Source organism: Thalassobaculum salexigens DSM 19539, from assembly GCF_000423805.1.
Classification (GTDB): domain Bacteria; phylum Pseudomonadota; class Alphaproteobacteria; order Thalassobaculales; family Thalassobaculaceae; genus Thalassobaculum; species Thalassobaculum litoreum.
In genome coordinates this window covers 802,979-819,331 of the sequence record NZ_KE384094.1, presented here as the reverse complement: position 1 = coordinate 819,331, position 16,353 = coordinate 802,979, and the positions used below count along the sequence as shown (strand labels likewise).

The 16,353-nt window shown below is 68.1% G+C and carries 16 protein-coding genes and 1 riboswitch; of the genes, 10 read left to right on the top strand and 6 right to left on the bottom strand.

The window, feature by feature from the left end; genetic code table 11:
- Positions 1-29: 29 nt before the first annotated feature.
- Positions 30-410 (bottom strand): hypothetical protein, encoded by a 381-nt coding sequence (locus tag G578_RS0119030; protein ID WP_028795602.1) that lies wholly within the window; start codon positions 408-410, stop codon positions 30-32.
- Positions 411-447: 37 nt separating this feature from the next.
- On the bottom strand, positions 448-1,887 hold the full coding sequence (locus G578_RS0119025) for a CHASE2 domain-containing protein (RefSeq protein ID WP_084619021.1): 1,440 nt from the start codon (positions 1,885-1,887) through the stop codon (positions 448-450).
- 140 nt (positions 1,888-2,027) lie between these two features.
- A riboswitch (TPP riboswitch) is annotated at positions 2,028-2,125 on the top strand.
- 71 nt (positions 2,126-2,196) lie between these two features.
- Between G578_RS0119025 and G578_RS0119020 the strand changes: the two genes are divergently transcribed.
- From G578_RS0119020 to G578_RS0118995, 6 genes are read left to right on the top strand one after another with little or no spacing between them, the layout of a single operon-like run.
- Positions 2,197-3,342 carry an ABC transporter substrate-binding protein gene (locus tag G578_RS0119020; protein ID WP_245565648.1) on the top strand — a complete coding sequence of 382 codons (1,146 nt, stop codon included), beginning with the start codon at positions 2,197-2,199 and terminating at the stop codon, positions 3,340-3,342.
- Positions 3,343-3,369: 27 nt separating this feature from the next.
- Positions 3,370-4,260, top strand: a complete 891-nt coding sequence (locus G578_RS0119015; RefSeq protein ID WP_028795599.1) for a branched-chain amino acid ABC transporter permease — start codon at positions 3,370-3,372, stop codon at positions 4,258-4,260.
- Positions 4,261-4,297: 37 nt separating this feature from the next.
- Entirely contained in the window at positions 4,298-5,956 is a 1,659-nt protein-coding gene (locus tag G578_RS27090; protein ID WP_051245012.1) for a branched-chain amino acid ABC transporter ATP-binding protein/permease, read from the top strand.
- Positions 5,956-6,675: an ABC transporter ATP-binding protein gene (locus G578_RS0119005; RefSeq protein WP_028795598.1), complete on the top strand. Its 720-nt coding sequence runs from the start codon at positions 5,956-5,958 to the stop codon at positions 6,673-6,675. The genes G578_RS27090 and G578_RS0119005 overlap by 1 nt, the downstream gene beginning before the upstream one ends.
- A 34-nt stretch (positions 6,676-6,709) precedes the next feature.
- Entirely contained in the window at positions 6,710-7,396 is a 687-nt protein-coding gene (locus G578_RS0119000; protein WP_028795597.1) for an orotate phosphoribosyltransferase, read from the top strand.
- A gap of 19 nt (positions 7,397-7,415) precedes the next feature.
- Positions 7,416-8,036, top strand: coding sequence for a glutathione S-transferase family protein (locus tag G578_RS0118995; RefSeq protein ID WP_028795596.1), 621 nt, complete (start codon positions 7,416-7,418; stop codon positions 8,034-8,036).
- Between the two features lie 107 nt (positions 8,037-8,143).
- On the opposite strand, the gene G578_RS0118990 is transcribed toward G578_RS0118995, so the two are convergent.
- The 3 genes from G578_RS0118990 to G578_RS0118980 all read right to left on the bottom strand — a co-directional run bounded on the left by G578_RS0118990 (position 8,144) and on the right by G578_RS0118980 (position 10,788).
- A complete protein-coding gene (locus G578_RS0118990) occupies positions 8,144-8,863 on the bottom strand; it encodes a DUF1028 domain-containing protein (protein WP_028795595.1) in 720 nt (239 codons plus the stop codon).
- 74 nt (positions 8,864-8,937) lie between these two features.
- Positions 8,938-9,879 (bottom strand): aldo/keto reductase, encoded by a 942-nt coding sequence (locus G578_RS0118985; RefSeq protein WP_028795594.1) that lies wholly within the window; start codon positions 9,877-9,879, stop codon positions 8,938-8,940.
- A 24-nt stretch (positions 9,880-9,903) separates the two neighbouring features.
- Positions 9,904-10,788: a phytanoyl-CoA dioxygenase family protein gene (locus tag G578_RS0118980; protein WP_028795593.1), complete on the bottom strand. Its 885-nt coding sequence runs from the start codon at positions 10,786-10,788 to the stop codon at positions 9,904-9,906.
- Between the two features lie 134 nt (positions 10,789-10,922).
- Between G578_RS0118980 and G578_RS0118975 the strand changes: the two genes are divergently transcribed.
- Positions 10,923-11,174, top strand: coding sequence for a hypothetical protein (locus G578_RS0118975; RefSeq protein ID WP_028795592.1), 252 nt, complete (start codon positions 10,923-10,925; stop codon positions 11,172-11,174).
- Between the two features lie 6 nt (positions 11,175-11,180).
- On the opposite strand, the gene G578_RS0118970 is transcribed toward G578_RS0118975, so the two are convergent.
- Positions 11,181-11,615, bottom strand: a complete 435-nt coding sequence (locus tag G578_RS0118970) for a PaaI family thioesterase (protein ID WP_028795591.1) — start codon at positions 11,613-11,615, stop codon at positions 11,181-11,183.
- Between the two features lie 382 nt (positions 11,616-11,997).
- On the opposite strand from G578_RS0118970, the gene G578_RS28670 reads away from it, so the two are divergent.
- The 3 genes from G578_RS28670 (at position 11,998) to G578_RS0118950 (ending at position 16,344) form a co-directional block, all read left to right on the top strand.
- Positions 11,998-14,226, top strand: coding sequence for an ATP-binding protein (locus tag G578_RS28670; RefSeq protein ID WP_169400883.1), 2,229 nt, complete (start codon positions 11,998-12,000; stop codon positions 14,224-14,226).
- Positions 14,219-14,614, top strand: a complete 396-nt coding sequence (locus tag G578_RS0118955) for a response regulator (RefSeq protein ID WP_038015183.1) — start codon at positions 14,219-14,221, stop codon at positions 14,612-14,614. The genes G578_RS28670 and G578_RS0118955 overlap by 8 nt, the downstream gene beginning before the upstream one ends.
- Positions 14,615-14,700: 86 nt before the next feature.
- Positions 14,701-16,344, top strand: coding sequence for a GMC family oxidoreductase (locus G578_RS0118950; protein WP_028795589.1), 1,644 nt, complete (start codon positions 14,701-14,703; stop codon positions 16,342-16,344).
- Positions 16,345-16,353: the final 9 nt, after the last annotated feature.

Here is a 16,353-nt window from a genome sequence, read left to right as displayed (position 1 = left end):
CAGGACGAGTGCGGATGCGCGCGGGGCGGTCATTGGCAACCACTGCCGAAGGCGCGGGCCGTCGACGAACTCGCTTGGGTTCCGGCATTGGCATGGCAGCGTTCTTTCAGGTCGGCCGCTGCTGACGTGACCACGTCCGCCGGGTTGATCCAGTACAGGGTCCCGTCGATCGTGGCATCGTACATGCCGATGTCGTTAAGGCTGGCGGGCAGTGGGAATTTTGCGCTCGCCGCCGACGCCGAAAGACGTTTGATCTCGCTCATGGTTTCCGGCTGGTAGAGCGGCAGATCGTTGCTGAGCAGCTTGCTGATCATAACCTGCTCGCCGGTTGCGGATCCGGGCACCAGCCCGACTCCGACGGTTCCCATGAGCAGCAGGATTGCGGCCCGTCTGTTCCAGTGTCCTGTCATGTGAATTTCCTCCTGGTAGGCCGTGCTGTGGCAGCTATCACGGACGGTTGCGTTGCGGTTGCTGCGGCAGAACGGTCAGTGCGCGCACGAGAACCTGCAGGCGTTCCTCCAGGTAGGAGAAGTACTGGGAGTTGTGCACGGATGAGATGGCGAAGACGATCGCGATGATGCCGAGCAGATTCGCCGGAGCGATGTTGAAGGCGGTGACCTGGACGACCGTCAGCAGAATCCCGACGGCGTTGAGCAACACGAAGGATGAGAGGTCGAACAGGAAGCGATAGGCGATCGTGTCGTTCGGACCGGGTGCTACGGAGGAGACGGCGTTGCGGCCGAATGCGACGATCAGGCAGAGCATTACCCAGATCGCCAGTTCGAATAGAAACTGGAGACTGACCCCCAGGACCTTCTTGTCCTTCACGAAATAGCCATTGCCGTAAATGAGCAGGTTCTCCAGCGCTGTGGCATGGGTATACGTGGCCGACAGAGCCTCGTGGGTGGGGGGTGTGGTCCAGACCGTCGCGCCCTCGATCTCCGGTCCGTAGAGCACGACCTTGTCGCCCAGATATTCCGCGAGCTTGTCGTCGGGAAAGCCGCCCAGCAGGTTGTCCAGAAGTAGCGTGGGATAGCGCGGGCACCGCTGCAGCGTGTCCTCCGGCTCCAGCGAGAACCAGTTGACCACCTGGCGCTGCCAGTTTTCGCCGACCGTTGGATTACATTTGAAGGCGTTCTGATTGGCCTCAGCCTCGCGGGTGCCCCAAAGCAGCAGCATCGGGTCGGCGTGAAGGTTGAGTTCTCTTTGTTCCAGGAGCCGGTTGCAGGCCTCGCCCCAGATCGCGTGCCTGGCCGGATCGGCCGGTGTCCGCTCGCAGTAGGACTCGATCAGAGCATTGGCCGGCGCCTGATTGGTCATCGAGCTTTGTCGCCACAGCCGATAATCCTGATAGTCGATCTCGTTCCGGGTCACGCGGGTGGTGACCGGCGTCACAAGATTGGCGATCTGCGGCAGCATCCCGGATCTGGATTCGGCCGACGTGACGAAGACGCTGATATTCTTACGTTTGTACTCGTTGAGGACGAGTATCAGCGGCACAATACCTTTGACGTCCTTGTCCTTCGCGAACAGCAGATCAATGAACACCGCCCGGGGCTCGAAAGTGAGGATCTTCTTCAGGACGCGGGCGTGGTCGATATAGGGCATTGGCCACTGGGAGTGGTTCTCGACAAAGACGTCATCGATCAGCACCACCGCCATCTCCTCGTTCCAATCCGAGCGGAGTTCCGGCCCCATCACGAAACTGAACAGGTCGAGCGTCTTGCGTTCGGTGTACGTCAGAAAGTTGAATGGGTCGGCACTCTGCAGGGCCAGGCCGAGCAGAAGCATGGTGAGAAACCGGGCGATGGATTGTTGGCGCCTGGACGGTCCCTGAATGGGCCCGTCCGGCGGCATACGCAAAGTTTGCGGTGTGTCCATCTTCATGTCGCGGTCCCCCAACCCAGCGGTCGCCAAACAACGTATGGAAACCGCACCCGACCGATGAACGATAAAAAAGAGAATAATGATGTTCAAGTGCACGCATTGTGTGATTTGACACGAACCGGGCCAAGGCCCATGGTCATGGCGTGATGCTGGGGTGCCTCCTCAATGGGGGCTGAGATCAAACCCATCGAACCTGAACCGGGTCGCGCCGGCGGAGGGAGTCGTCACGGCGGTTGTCGATTTTCCTTGCTTCGAGAACGCCGAACGCTCGATCCCTCCCCGGCAACGGACCCGGAGGAGTGAGACGCTATGCCTATGACCTTCGTCCGATCCCTGATGACCCTGGGCGCCGCCGTGGCGGTCCTCGCCGGCGCGGCGCAGCCCGCCCGGGCCGCCGAGCCGCTGGCGGTCTCCGTCCTGGTGCCGATCACCGGCTTCCTGGCGCTGGAGGGCACCGCCCAGCGCAACGGGGCGCTGCTGGCGCTGGACAATCCGCCGGACGGGGTGACCGTCACCTATGACGTGGCCGATACCGCCACCTCGCCGGAGGTCGCCGTCACCGCCCTGCGCCGGGCGCTCGACCGGCAGAACCCCGTCGCCATCGCGGCACCGATCTTCGGGACCCAGATGCTGGCCATGGCGCCGATCGCCGACCGGGCCGACGTGCCGCTGATTACGGTGTCCGGGACAGCCAAGCTGACGGAACTCGGCCATGACGTGGTGTTCCGCTTCTTCCCGACCGACGCGGTGGTGAAGGTGGCCCAGGCGCGCTACGCGGTCGAGGAGCTCGGCATGGAGAAGCCGGCGATCCTCTACCAGACCACCGCCTACGGCCAGAGCGGGCGGGCCGAGCTGGTCCGCGTCCTGGCCGGGCTCGGGGTCGAGCCGGTTCTGGAGGAGGCGATCGATCCGGGCATCAAGGACTTCGTGCCGGCTCTGGAACGGGTCGCGGCGGCCGGGGCGGACGGACTCCTGCTGCAGCTGCATTCGGGACCGACGGCGCTGGCCGTGCGCCAGGCCCATGAGCGCGGGTTCGAGGGCCGGATCGTCGCCGGTTCGGCCCTGCACCAGCCGACCACCGCCGCGCTGGTGGAGCCGGCCGCCCTGGCGGGTGTCTGTGCCGAGAGCGCGTCGTCGCCGGTCTCCGAAAGCAGCCCGGAACTCGCCGCCTTCGCCGAGGCCTACCGGACCCGCTTCGAGGTCGAGCCGGATGCGTTCGCCCTGGCCCAGTATGACGGCATGAACATGGTGCTCGCCGCCCTGGCCGACGGCGCCCGGACGGGGCCGGAGGTGAAGGACTGGCTGGCCGGCCACCGCTACCAGGGTCTCGCCATGGAGTACGTGTCCGACGGCACCGGCAACATGGCCCATGACGCCATCATCCTGTGTTTCGACGGCCGCAGCCGGGTGCCTGCGGTAAAGAAGCGCTACGACAATGTTGACGGTATCCGCTGAGCGTCCCCGCGCTGATATAATGCGACGATGGTGGAAACGTCGCTCCAGCTCCTGGCAACGGCCCTGGCACTCGGCTCGGCTTACGCACTGACGGCATTGGGTTTTGTGCTGATCATCAATGCCGTGGGCGCGGTCAATTTCGCCCATGGCGATCTGGTGATGGCCGGCGGATTCGCGGCAGTCGCACTGGCGATTCTCCTGCCGGAGGGAGTGCCGCTTCCCGGGTTTGTCGTCCTGCCGGGGGTGCTGCTGGTCATGGCGATCGCCGGCCTGGCGCTGGCGGGGGTGGCCTATGTGCCCCTGCGCCGCGCGCCGCCGGTCTCGGTCTTCATCTCGACCATCGCCGTCGGCCTGATCCTGCAGCATGCGATCGCGCTGGGCGCCGGCCCGCAGCCGCGGGTGGGGCCGGCCCTGGTCGGCGGCGGGATGGTCGAGCTGCTCGGCGCGGCGCTGTCCTATCAGCAGCTCGCGACCATCGCGGTGGCCGGCGTGCTCTGCGCCGCCGTCCACATCCTGCTGCACCGGACCCGTTTCGGGCGCCGGCTGCGGGCGGCCGCCCAGGATCCGGAGATGGCGCGGGCCTGCGGCATCGACCTGCGGATCACCGTCGGCGCCACCTTCGCGCTGGCCGGGGCGCTGGCCGGCGGGGCGGGGCTGCTGCTGTCGCACCAGTATTTCGTCACGCCGACGGACGGCGCGACCTTCATGCTGAAGGCGTATATCGCCGTGGTCGTCGGTGGCTGGGGCCGGATCTGGGGCGCCGCGCTCGCCGCCCTGTTCATCGCCGTCTTCGAGGTGCTGGTCGCCGCCGCCGTCTCCTATCTGGTGGCCGAGGCGCTGCTGTATCTGGGGGTGCTGGCTCTGCTCATGCTGCGGCCCCAGGGCCTGTTCGGCGAGGCCGAGGGGCGCCGGGCATGAGCTATCCGGGATGAGGCGGCAATGAGATGAGACCGCAGTGAACAGACGCGCCATTCTCTACGCGGTGCTGCTGCTGGCGGCGGGCGGCGTCCTGATCGCGACGGGCGACGACTACGCCATGCGTATCGCCACCCTGGTCGGCACCTATGCCATCGCCGCCATCGGCTTCCAACTGGTGTTCGGGCGGTTGGGCCTGCTGGCGCTGAGTCAGGGGGCGCTGTTCGCGGTCGGCGCCTATGCCCTCGCGCTGGCGACCGTGCGCTGGGGCTGGCCGCCGCTGGCCGGGCTCGGCCTGTCGGTCGTCGTTCCGGCCCTGGCCGGAGCCCTGGTGGCGGTGCCGATCGCCCGTCTGCAGTCCCATTACGTGGCCCTGGCCACCCTCGGCCTGGCCCAGCTGGTGCTGCTGGCCGTCACCAATCTGGAGATCACCGGCGGGGCCAACGGGCTGTACGGCATTCCGCCGCTGACCGTCCTCGGCCTCGATCTCAGCGCCGGCTGGCCGATGCTCGCCGTGGTCTGGGGCGGGGTGGCGCTGGCGCTCTGCGTCTTCGGCTGGGTGACGGCATCCGGCCGGGCGGCGCGGCTGGCGACCCTGCGAGACGCCCCGCTGGCCGGGCTGGCCCTCGGCCTCGACCCGGTCGGCGCCCGGCTCCTGGTCTTCACCGTCGCCGGTGCTCTGGCCGGGTTCGCCGGCGGGTTCCAGGCACTCGGGCTCGGCGTCGTCTCGCCCGCCGTGGCCCGGTTCGACGTCATGGTGACCTTGCTGGCGATCGCCGTGGTCGGCGGCCGGGGCAGCGCCTGGGGCGCGGTGATCGCCGCCGCCATCCTGGTCCCGCTGCCGGAGGTGTTCCGCGGCCTGGAGCAGGCCTATCTGCTGGCCTATGGGATCATGCTGCTCGCCGCGGTGATCCTGCTGCCGACCGGCATCGACGGGCTGGTCGCCAGGGTGCTGCCCGACCTGCCGGGACCCGTGCCCGAACCGCGCCGGGCGAGGGGCCGCAAGATCTCGGTGCTGAGGGCCGAGAAGCTGGGCAAGCGGTTCGGCGGCGTACAGGCGCTGGACGGCGCCGGTTTCGACGCCCGCGCCGGCGAGATCACCGGGATCATCGGGGCCAACGGCTCCGGCAAGACCACCATGCTCAATATCGTCACCGGCCTGGAGACCGCCGATGGCGGCATCGTCCGGCTGGACGCGATCCCGCTGCTGGCGCAGTCGATCCGGGCCCGCAGCGCGCTCGGCCTGGCGCGCGGGTTCCAGCATCCGGAGATCCCGGCCGGCCTGGACGTGCTGTCCGCGGTGTCCGTCGCCGCCACGGAGTCCGCAGGCATGGCCGCCCTGGAACGGGTCGGGCTCGCTGCCAAGGCCCGAGTGGCGACGGCGAAGCTCGGCCCCGCCGACCGGCGGCGGCTGGACATCGCCCGCGCCCTGGCCTCCGGGCCCACCGTCCTGCTGCTGGACGAGCCGGCCTCCGGTCTCAGCGCGTCGGAACGCGCCGACCTCGCCGATCTGCTCCGCGCGCTCGCCGGCGAGGGGGTCGCGGTGATCGTGGTCGAGCACGGCATGGACTTCCTGCTGTCGATCGCCGACCGGCTGGTCTGTCTCGATGCCGGCCGGGTGCTCGCCGCCGGCCTGACCGATGCCGTACGCGCCGATCCGGTGGTGGTCGCCGCCTATCTCGGGGAAGAGGCCGCCTGATGACCCAGCGCCTGGAACTGGACGGCGTCACCGTGACCCATGCCGAAGGCGTGGCGGTCGACCACGCCTCGTTCTCTTGCGCGTCGGGCGAGGTGGTTGCGGTCATGGGCGCCAACGGCGCCGGCAAGTCGAGCCTGATCCGCGCCCTGGCCGGGGCCGAGCCGCTGTCGTCGGGCGCGATCCGCGTCGACGGCCAGGACGTCACCGGCATGCGCCTCGAACAGAGGGTGCGCGCCGGGATCGGCTGGTGCCCCGAGGGTCGGCGCCTGTTCGCGGGTCTCACGGTGGCGGAGACGCTCGACGTGGCGGCGACGGGCGGCGCGGCCGAGCGGGCCGCCGCGTTCGAGCGGATCTTCACCCTGTTTCCCGTCCTGAAGGAGCGCCGGGACGCGACCGCCTGGACCCTGTCGGGCGGACAGCAGCAGATGCTCGCGATCGCCCGTGCGGTCATTTCCGAGCCCAGGGTAGTGCTGCTGGACGAACCCTCCATCGGCCTGGCGCCGGTGGTGCTGGACGATGTCTTCGCCACGATCCGCCGGCTCGCCGAGTCGGGGGCGGCGGTGGTGCTGGCGGAGCAGGCGGTGCCCCGGGCGCTGGCGATCGCCGACCGGGCCATCGTGCTGCGCCGGGGCGTGATCGTGCTGGATGTTCCGGCCGAGCGGATCGACGCGGGCGTGGTCGCATCGGCCATGCTGGACGCTGGATCGGAGCGCGCGTAAGAGAAGGTCTCCCCATCCCTGCAGGAGAACCTTCATGACCGGCACCCTCTCGCCTGACTGGCGTCGTACCCCCGCGGAGACCGCCGCCGACATCCTGCTGGAGATCCAGGCGATCCATATCCGCCCGGAGGAGCCGTTCACCTTCACCTCGGGCCGGCTGTCGCCGGTCTATGTGGACTGCCGCAAGATCATCTCCTTTCCGCGTGCCCGACGGAAGCTGATGACCATGGGCGTCGAGCAGCTCACCGCGCTGGCCGGGGCCGAGGCGTTCGACATGGTTGCCGGCGGCGAGACGGCCGGCATCCCCTTCGCCGCCTGGATGGCCGACGCGCTCGACCTGCCGATGCTCTACATCCGCAAGAAGCCGAAGGGCTTCGGCCGCAACGCCCGGATCGAGGGCGAGGTGCGCGACGGCGCCCGGGTTCTGCTGGTCGAGGATCTGGCGACCGACGGCGGCAGCAAGATCTCCTTCATCGACGCGATCCGCGAGGCGGGGATGCAGGTCGCTCACTGTTTTGTGGTCTTCCATTACGGCGTGTTTCCGCAGAGTGTGACCACGCTCAAGGAGAAGGGCGTGGACCTGCACGGGCTGTGCACCTGGTGGGACGTGCTGGCGGTCGCCGAGCGTCACGGCTACACCGCCGAGCAGCTTGCCGAGGTGCGCTCCTTCCTTGCCAATCCGGAGGAATGGGACGCGCGCCATCGCAGCGTGATCGCCTGATCGCATAGGGGAGATAGGCATGTTGAAGATCCTGGGCCGGGCGAACTCGGCCAACGTCCAGAAGGTTCTGTGGGTCTGCGAGGAGCTGGGCGTTCCGTTCGAGCGCGAGGATTATGGCGGACCTTTCGGCAAGACCAAGGACAAGGCCTATACCGACCTCAACCCGAACAGCGTGGTGCCGACGATCATCGACGGAGGTTTCGTGCTGTGGGAGTCGAACGCCTGCACCCGATATCTGGCGGCCAAGCACGGCAAGGGCACGCTCTGTCCGACCGACCCGCAGGAATACGCCGACGCCGACCGCTGGATGGACTGGCAGCAGACCACCGTGCTGCCGTTCATGACACCGGTCTTCTGGGGCCTGGTGCGCACCGCCGAGGCCGACCGCGACATGGCGGCGATCGGGGCGGGAATCGAGAGGGGCAACGCGGTCTTCGCCATCCTCGACAGGCGGCTTGAGGGCCGGAAGTTCATCATGGGCGACCGCCTGACCATGGCCGATATCCCGGTCGCCATTCAGGCCTACCGCTTCCTCACCCTGGTGACGGACCGGCCGGCGATGCCGAACCTGGAGGCCTGGATGGAGAACTGCCGGGCGACCAAGGGCTTCAAGAAGTGGATCGACCTGCCGCTGACGTGAGGCCCAGCCCCCCGAAGCCGTGATCACGGACCTGATCCGGGAGCAAGCTGCGGAACCGTCCGTGGCTTGGTCCTGACTTCCGTCAGGATGGACGGTAGGGGAGGGTGTTAGAGGGCGCCTTCCCGCGCCTTCCACGCCGCGATGAACGCCTCGCGCTCGTCGGGATCGTAGATGCCGCTGGGGTTCTCGCGGGTCGGCAGGGTCGCCATGTAGGGGCGTCGCTCGGCCCAGAACAGGTCGAACACCCGGCGCAGCTCGGCAACCGGGTCGGGATGCTCGTCGACCCGCAGGTCGACCGCCGCATGGATCTCGCCGCCCCGCACCATCAGCGCCGCCGACTGCCGGCCCCGCTTGTCGCCGCCGGCGGCCTGGCCCGCCTCCAGCGCGCCGAGCAGCCGGTCGGCGAAAGGCTGTGCCTCGCTCCCCGCGTTCCAGGCCGCCACCGTCGCGTCCAGCACCTGCGGGCCGGCCAGCATATTGCCGGCGATCGACACCGCGTCGCCGGTCCAGTGCCCGCACCACTCGATACAGCGCGCGCCGGTATGGGCGAAGGGGCGGCCGGCGGCGTCGACGCCGTGGATCTGCCGCCACATATGGCCGTCGTCGCCGGTCAGCGCGTGCCCGATCGCCGTCTGTCCGCCGGTGCCGTTCGCCAGCGCCTCCAGCAGCCGTTCCCCGGCGACCGGGCTGGTATAGGACTGCGACGACAGCGCCCCGACGCCGTCGCGGAACATCGGACACAGCGCGCCGACGGCGATCACCCTGGAGGAGATGGCGATGCCGATCTGCACGCTGGACGGGTCGCGGGCGACGATGGACCAGGTCATGGGCGGTTCCTCGATGAAACTGGATCGGGACGAATCCGGGTCGGGATGAAGCGGGGGCGGCTTGGCGGGTCGGCTCAGCGGTGGGCGGTAACGATGCGGCGGATCACCTCGGTCGGCAAGACTCGGCCGCTGGCCGCCGCGTTCTCGTGCAGGTGCCGGAGGTCGGCGGTGGCGAAGACGGCGCTGTGCACGTCCGGGTGGGACAGGACGAAGCCGAGGCAGGCCTGGGCCGCGCTCCAGCCCTTCACGGCGGTCAGGAACCGACAGCGCTGCGCCCGGGCGACTTGGCCGGCGGCGACCAGCCGGTCGGTCAGGCGGCGCTTGGCCTGCCACCAGGTGCGCGGCAGCGACCAGTCGGCGTCCATCTCGGCGAAGCTCATGCGGGCCAGCGTGCCGGTGGCGATCACGCCCAGCCCGTCCAGGGCGGCCTGCTCGATGATCGCCTCGCTGTCCTGATCGGCCGGGCTGTAGGCCGGCATGATCACGTCGATCAGCCCGGTGCCCCGGGCCGCGACGAGCCCGGCGGTGATCTGTTGCGGCGAGCCGGCGACGCCGATGAGGTCGGCGGCCCCCTCGCCCTTCAGGGCGGCGAGCGTATCCATCAGGTCGTCGGTCAGATAGGCGCTCTCCGGCCGGTCGAGGCAGACCAGGGGCAGTCGGTCCAGGCCGAGCCGGTCCAGGCTCTCCGCGACCTGCTGCTCGACGGTGTCGGGGGAGAAGTCGCGGATCACCTGGCTGCGGCCCAGCCGCACCGTGCCGACGCCGATGGAGATGAGGAGGTGGTCGCGCTCCGGTCCCAGCGTGCGCAGAGCCTTGCCCAGCCGTTCCTGGGCTCGCACCCCGTCATAGCAGGGTCCGGTGTGGAAGCCGGTGATGCCGAGCTTCACCGCCTGTTGGATCAGCGCGATGGCCGAGGCCTCGTCCATCCATCGTCCGGACCAGGGCCGGGTACAGGCGAGGCCGAGTTCGGACACGGTCCAGCCGGTGCGGCCCAGCCGGCGGGTGGCGACGGTCATGGGGACGGCTTTCCGGGCGGGCGGTCAGGCCTGGGCGCGGCGGGACTCCTGGCCCTGCACGGTGAAGAACGAGGCCGATTTCGGCTGCTTCGGCAGCTCCACCTCGATCGGGATCATGCGGGCCACCGGGCTCTCCTGGCCGCGCACGATCTTGCCCTCGTTCGGATTGGCCATCGGGTTGCGGGCGATCGGCACCGCGTCGGCGGCGGTGTAGACGCAGATATACAGGCCGCGCGGCCGCTGTGAGGCATTGGCGGCGGAGCCGTGAGCGAGGCGGGTATGCATCAGGCAGACCGCGCCGGCAGGCCCGGTCACCGCCACCTGGCGGGCCTTCATCTCCGCCTCGGTCTCCGGCCGCATCTTGCCGACGAACACGCCGTTCTCGAACAGGCTGTGCATCGGCCCGCGATGGGTGCCCGGCACCACCATCAGGCAGCCGTTCTCCTCGGTGACGTCGTCCAGCATCAGCAGGGCGGTGATCACGTCGTCATTGGTGTGTGGGGTGAAGGCGAAATCCTGGTGATAGCCGACCTCGGTCTTCGTGCCCGGCAGCTTCACGTTGATCTTGCAGTGATGGAACTTCACGTCCGGGCCGATCAGGTCGGCGATCATGTCCACGGTGCGGGCCTGGGTCATGACGTCGAGATAGGCCGGCGATATGTCAGACGGGTTGTTGACCCGGCGCAGGGCGGGATGCGCGGCCGTGTGCTCCGCCCCCATGTCGAAGCGGGCGCGTCCGTCCACCGTCTCCGGCCCGAACGGCTCGTCATGGGCCCGGCTCTCCTCGACCCAGCCGGCGAGGTCGGCCTTCAGGGCGGCGAGTTGGGCCGGCGTGACCGCATCCTCGACGACGAGGAAGCCGTCCCGGTTGAAGGCGTCGATCTGGTCGGCGGTGAGCGCGGTGGCCATGGCATCCTCCTGTTCCCCGGCGTGTCCTGTCCCGAATGCGTCCGGCGCGGGCGGTCTATTTGTGCACGAACTCGTGTGGCCTGCAAAGCTGGCGCTCGGGGAGGGGCCGCACCATCTTACGGGTGGAGGTTCCCATGCGCGCTACCCTTTTCCTGATCGGCCTGTCCGGCATTCTCATCGCCCTTCTCGCGGTTGCCGCGATGTGGGGCTGGGAGCAGAGCGGCGGGCAGGCACTGAGCATCCACGGCTATCTGGCCCTGGGGCTCGGGGCGCTGTTCACCTTCTGGCTGACCGCCGGCCTGATGGCGCTGGTGTTCTATTCCAGCCGCCACGGCTACGACGACGAGGCCGGCGCTGCCGAGGAGATCGACGAGCGGATCCCGTAAGCGGCGTTACCCGCTGGACTGGCTGTAGGGATCGCTGCTGCGGATTCGGTACGAGCCTTCGCCCATGGCCAGCACGTTGCCCTCGGCGTCGGTGACCTCTCCCCAGGCGAAGAAGATCTTGCGCCCGCCACCCTTGCGCACCGCCTTCGCCCGCACCGTGCCTTCGCGGCTCTGGCCCATGAAGTTGGTGGTCAGCGTCAGGGTCAGCGCCTTGGCTGCCGGCTCGCCCGCCGGACGCCACACCCCGCAATAGCCGCAGACCGCGTCGATCAGCGTCGCCATCACCCCGCCATGCAGCACCCCCGACCGGTTCAGGTGATGCTCCTGGATATCGAGCTCCATGATCGCGTGCTCGGGCGTCCACTCGACCAGGCGAAAACCCAGCGTGGCGTTGAAGCCGACCAGCTCCTCGAGGGATTCAGGCGTGTCGGTGTCAGTCATGACGGGATCCGTATCTGGTCAAGTAGAGGCGATAGCGGCCGATCCTATCGATGCCGCACCTGCGAGGCCAGAGCGCGAGGTGATCCTCGCCTGCGCGGCGCCGAAAGTGCCGCTGGTTATGACACTCTCCGGCATCTGCCCGGCCGGTCAGCTGAAGCAGCACGGTGTTTCCGCGTTGCCCGCTCCGAAGGCGTCCGCCACCCGCGCGACGTGAAGTCCGACCTGAAGGTCGTCAGCCGAGATCTCGGTTGACGCGACGACCGACGGGGCGCTCGACCTTGATCAAGGTCAAGGCGAAGGCCGTCACCTGGGCTATTAGTTGCGGCATCCGATACTGGAGGCTCTCCGACCCCCACGCATGCGAGCACCGATGCCCGTGCCCATGAAACAGAACAGCGCAGACCCGGCCGCCGTACCGTTCATCGGACGGCACCCCGGTGCGCTCGCCGCCATCGTGGTGGCGATCCTGACGATCACGGCGATCCTGCTTGTGCTGGCCATCAACCGCATTCAGACGACCCAACTGGAAGCCGATGCGATCGCACGGGGCGAGACTTGGTCATCGGCGCTGATCTCCGTGCTGGAATCGGTCGATCAGGTTTTTGAAGGCGGGCAACTGTCCCAGAAGGACCGATCCACGATCGCGCTTGCCTCTCGCATCGGCGGATTGGAGAAGTTCATCATCTTCGATGCTGCAGGGACGGCGATCGCCGCCAGCGATCCGACGGATCTCGGGTCCGTCAACCGCTCCCCCTATTGGGTGGATTCCGTGTTGCGCGGCCGCGTTCACGCCACCATCGAACATCAGGCGTCCGGCGAATCCGGGACGGTGGAGCCGGGCATGACGCGTGCCGTCACACAGACCGTCGTGGCCGAAACCTATGTTCCGGTCTTCGCCGGCGAAGAGACCGACCGCCGTGTCATCGGCGCGTTCGAGACCTATCTGGACGTTACCGACAGCGCCCATAGCTACGCGCGGATCGGGTTCTATGCGTCGACGGCCGGTATTGCCCTGATCGCCGCCGCCGCGGTGATCGCCGTGATCTTCGCCCGTCGGACTCTGGCTTATCGACTGGAACGCGAGACCATTCTGGCGCAGGCCCGACAGAGCGCCGAATCCGCCAACCGCGCCAAGTCGTCGTTTCTGGCGACGGTCAGCCACGAAATCCGAACCCCCATGACCGGCATTCTGGCAACTACGGAACTTTTGGAAGAGTCCGGCCTGAACCCCGAGCAGAAAACGATGGCCGGCGTTGTCCGTAGATCGGCGACGTCCCTGCTGAGCCTGCTGAACCAACTTCTCGACCAGTCGAAGATCGAGGCAGGTAAGCTGGACATCGACCCGAAGCCGTTCGTCTTCGCGTCATCCATGCGCGCTGTTATCGAGCTGTTCTCGTCGGCGGCCAGCGCCAAGGGGTTGAGCCTGACTGTTCACATCGATGACGCCCTTCCCAAGGCGGTGATCGGCGACAGTGCGCGGATCGAACAGATCCTGGGGAATCTCCTCGGCAACGCCCTCAAGTTCACCGAGACCGGCAGCATCACGGTGTCGGCCGTCCCTGAGGCCGACCGGGCCGACTGGGTCCGGATTGAGGTGTCGGACACCGGCATCGGCATTTCGTCGGGGTCGGCCAACCGCCTCTTCCATCCGTTCGAGCAGGCGGATCGCGGTACCACCCGGCGGTTCGGCGGTACGGGCCTGGGACTGACGGTCTCGCGACAACTGGCGGAGCTCATGGGCGGGACGCTGTCGGTGACCAGCGCGCCCGGACAGGGCAGCACCTTTCGCTTGGCGATACCGTTGCCGGCGACCGCCATTGAGGATGCTGGCGTCGAACCATCGCACCGTGCGCCGAGTGCGCATCTGCGCGTGCTTGTGGCGGAAGACGACGCAACCCTGCGCTGGGTGATCGGCCGGCAGTTGGATCGGCTCGGGTGCGCGACCAGAGTTGTCGAGGATGGGGCGGCGGCCCTCGCGGAATGGAGTGGCAATCCCGGAGTCTGGGATCTCATCATCACCGACTGGCACATGCCGCGCCTTGATGGATTGGGGCTGGTTCGGGCCCTGCGCGAAAGCGGGCGGGATCACCCGCCGGTGATCATGCTGACGGCGTCCGGGATGCCCGAGGAGATCGAGACGGCCCGCCAGGCGGGGGTGAGACAGGTGCTCGTCAAACCGGTGCAGCTCGACGGTCTGGCGGCGGCCCTGGTAGCGGCGGAGCGGGGCAGCGCGGCTGTCGCTGTGATGGCCCCTGTGGCAGATGACGGAGATGACAGAACCTCGGTGCTTGATACCTCAGCATTGGAAGAGCTGAGCGGCGGCGATCGGGAGATGGTCGACCATCTGCTGCGCGATTTCGCCCGGCGGCTGGAAACCGATCGACACGAGCTTGCGGTGGCGGATGCGGCGACCCGCCACAGGATGGCCCATGCCTTGCGCGGGGCCGCGGCCGCGGTCGGGGGCGCGGGCCTGGCGGCCGCGTGCGAGCGCTTGGAACATGACGACGATGCCGAAGCCTGGACCGCTTTCGAGCAAGCGGCTAATGCGGTGGCAATCAGGCTGCAGACGCGCCTGGGGGCGGTCGCGGATAATGGGACGAACGATGGATGACGCATATCTGGAACTCGATGCCCTTGTGATCGAGGACGACGAGATCCAACGCAAGATTACGGTCCAGGCCTTGAAGGTCCTTGGTTTCGCCTCGGTCCGCGATGCTGAGGACGGAGAGACCGGGTTACGGGCCTGTATGGACAAGCTGCCCGACGTCATCGTCTGCGATATCGAGATGATGCCGATGGACGGGATGACGTTTCTACGGGCGCTACGCCGTACCCGGATGCTCAAGGTCCGGGAGATCCCGGTCGTGTTCCTGACGACCCACAATGAATCCGCGACCGTCCAGGAAGCCGTAAAGCTCGGCGTCGATGCCTTCATCGTCAAACCGCCGACCCTGAAGTCTCTGAAGAGCCGTATCGACGCCGTCCTGGGCATCACCTGATAGGGGCCTTTTCGCTATCGGGGGCTCTCGCGGCGACCGCATCTTTCCCCATTGAGCGCCCGACCGCCCCGCGCCACACTTCCGGCATGCGCGAGGTCGATTACATCATCGTCGGAGCCGGATCGGCGGGCTGCGTGCTCGCCAACCGGCTGAGTGCGGATCCGGACGTCTCGGTGCTTCTGCTGGAAGCAGGCGGCAAGGACTGGAACCCGCTGATCCATATCCCGCTCGGCACCGGCAAGCTGGTGCGCTCGTCCATGCACTCCTGGGGCTACTGGACCGAGCCGGAGCCGCATCTGGACAACCGCAAGCTCTACTGGCCGCGCGGCAAGGTCCTGGGCGGGTCGTCCTCCATCAACTCGATGATCTACGTGCGCGGCCATCCGCGCGACTACGACACCTGGGCGCAGCTCGGCAACCGGGGCTGGGCCTGGGACGACGTGCTACCCTATTTCAAGCGCTCCGAAGGCCATGTGGACCGACGGGCCGACGCGCTGCACGGCACGTCCGGCCCGCTGAAGGTGCAGCGCGGGCGCGGCGACAACCCGCTTTACGACGCCTTCGTCGCCGCCGGGGTGCAGGCCGGCATGACCCGGATCGACGATTGCAACGGCCCGGAGCAGGAAGGGGTCTGCCGCTACGACTTCACCATCCATGACGGACGGCGGGCCAGTGCGGCGGTGTGCTACCTGCGCCCGGCGATGAACCGCTCCAACCTGACGGTGGAGACCTCGGCCCTGACCCATCGGGTGGTGCTGGAGGGCGGACGTGCGACCGGTGTGGAATACGCCCGGGGCGGCTCGCTGGAACGGGTGCTTGCTAGGCGCGAGGTGATCCTGGCCGGCGGCTCGCTGAACTCGCCCCAGGTGCTGATGCTCTCGGGCATCGGCCCGGCCGACCACTTGAAACAGCACGGGGTCGCCCCGCTGCACGATCTGCCCGGGGTCGGCCGCAACCTGCAGGACCATCTGGACATCCCGCTGCAATACTCCTGTCCGGAGCCGGTGACCCTGCACAGCCTGATCCGGCTCGATCGGGCGGCCCTGGCCATGGCCCAGGCGGCGCTGTTCCGCACCGGCCCGGCGGCGACCTTCCCGGCGGAGGGCGGGGCCTTCGTGAAGACCCGACCCGAGCTGGAAATGCCGGACATGCAGTGGCACATGCTGATCGGCCTGGGGGCCAAGCGGGTGCGGCTGCCCTGGCTCTGGCACCTGTGGAAGGACCGGATGGACCAGGACGGATTCACCATCCGCATGTGCCAGCTCCGCCCGGAGAGCCGGGGTCATCTGGAACTGACCTCGGCCGATCCGGCGGCGAAGATCCGGATCTTCGCCAACTACTACGCCACGGAGAACGACCGGAAAGTGTTCCGCGACGGGCTGCGCATGGCGCGCGGCTGGGTGGCGCAGTCGGCCTTCGACCGCTGGCGCGGCGAGGAGCTGAACCCCGGCCCGTCGGTGACGACGGACGATCAGATCGACGCCTATGTCCGGCGGATCTCGGAGACGATCTACCACCCGGTCGGCACCTGCCGCATGGGCAGCGACCCGGACGCGGTGGTCGATCAGGAGCTGAAGGTGCACGGGGTGGAGGGGCTGCGGGTGGTCGACGCGTCGATCATGCCGCGGCTGATCGGCGGCAACACCAACGCGCCGACCATGATGATCGCCGAGAAGGCGGCCGACATGATCCTCGGTCGGGCGGCGGCCGGGGAGCGGGCGGCGGCTTAGCCGCCCAAG

Bases quoted from the DNA above. Each gene is read 5' to 3' on its own strand.
- G578_RS0118950 (WP_028795589.1), top strand. From the start codon at position 14,701: ATGCGCGAGGTCGATTACATCATCGTCGGAGCCGGATCGGCGGGCTGC.
- G578_RS28670 (WP_169400883.1), top strand. From the start codon at position 11,998: ATGAAACAGAACAGCGCAGACCCGGCCGCCGTACCGTTCATCGGACGG.
- G578_RS0118985 (WP_028795594.1), bottom strand. From the start codon at position 9,879: ATGACCGTCGCCACCCGCCGGCTGGGCCGCACCGGCTGGACCGTGTCC.
- G578_RS0119025 (WP_084619021.1), bottom strand. From the start codon at position 1,887: ATGAAGATGGACACACCGCAAACTTTGCGTATGCCGCCGGACGGGCCC.
- G578_RS0118970 (WP_028795591.1), bottom strand. From the start codon at position 11,615: ATGACTGACACCGACACGCCTGAATCCCTCGAGGAGCTGGTCGGCTTC.
- G578_RS0118995 (WP_028795596.1), top strand. From the start codon at position 7,416: ATGTTGAAGATCCTGGGCCGGGCGAACTCGGCCAACGTCCAGAAGGTT.
- G578_RS0119005 (WP_028795598.1), top strand. From the start codon at position 5,956: ATGACCCAGCGCCTGGAACTGGACGGCGTCACCGTGACCCATGCCGAA.
- G578_RS0118980 (WP_028795593.1), bottom strand. From the start codon at position 10,788: ATGGCCACCGCGCTCACCGCCGACCAGATCGACGCCTTCAACCGGGAC.
- G578_RS0118955 (WP_038015183.1), top strand. From the start codon at position 14,219: ATGGATGACGCATATCTGGAACTCGATGCCCTTGTGATCGAGGACGAC.
- G578_RS0118975 (WP_028795592.1), top strand. From the start codon at position 10,923: ATGCGCGCTACCCTTTTCCTGATCGGCCTGTCCGGCATTCTCATCGCC.
- G578_RS0119020 (WP_245565648.1), top strand. From the start codon at position 2,197: ATGCCTATGACCTTCGTCCGATCCCTGATGACCCTGGGCGCCGCCGTG.
- G578_RS0118990 (WP_028795595.1), bottom strand. From the start codon at position 8,863: ATGACCTGGTCCATCGTCGCCCGCGACCCGTCCAGCGTGCAGATCGGC.
- G578_RS0119015 (WP_028795599.1), top strand. From the start codon at position 3,370: ATGGTGGAAACGTCGCTCCAGCTCCTGGCAACGGCCCTGGCACTCGGC.
- G578_RS0119000 (WP_028795597.1), top strand. From the start codon at position 6,710: ATGACCGGCACCCTCTCGCCTGACTGGCGTCGTACCCCCGCGGAGACC.
- G578_RS0119030 (WP_028795602.1), bottom strand. From the start codon at position 410: ATGACAGGACACTGGAACAGACGGGCCGCAATCCTGCTGCTCATGGGA.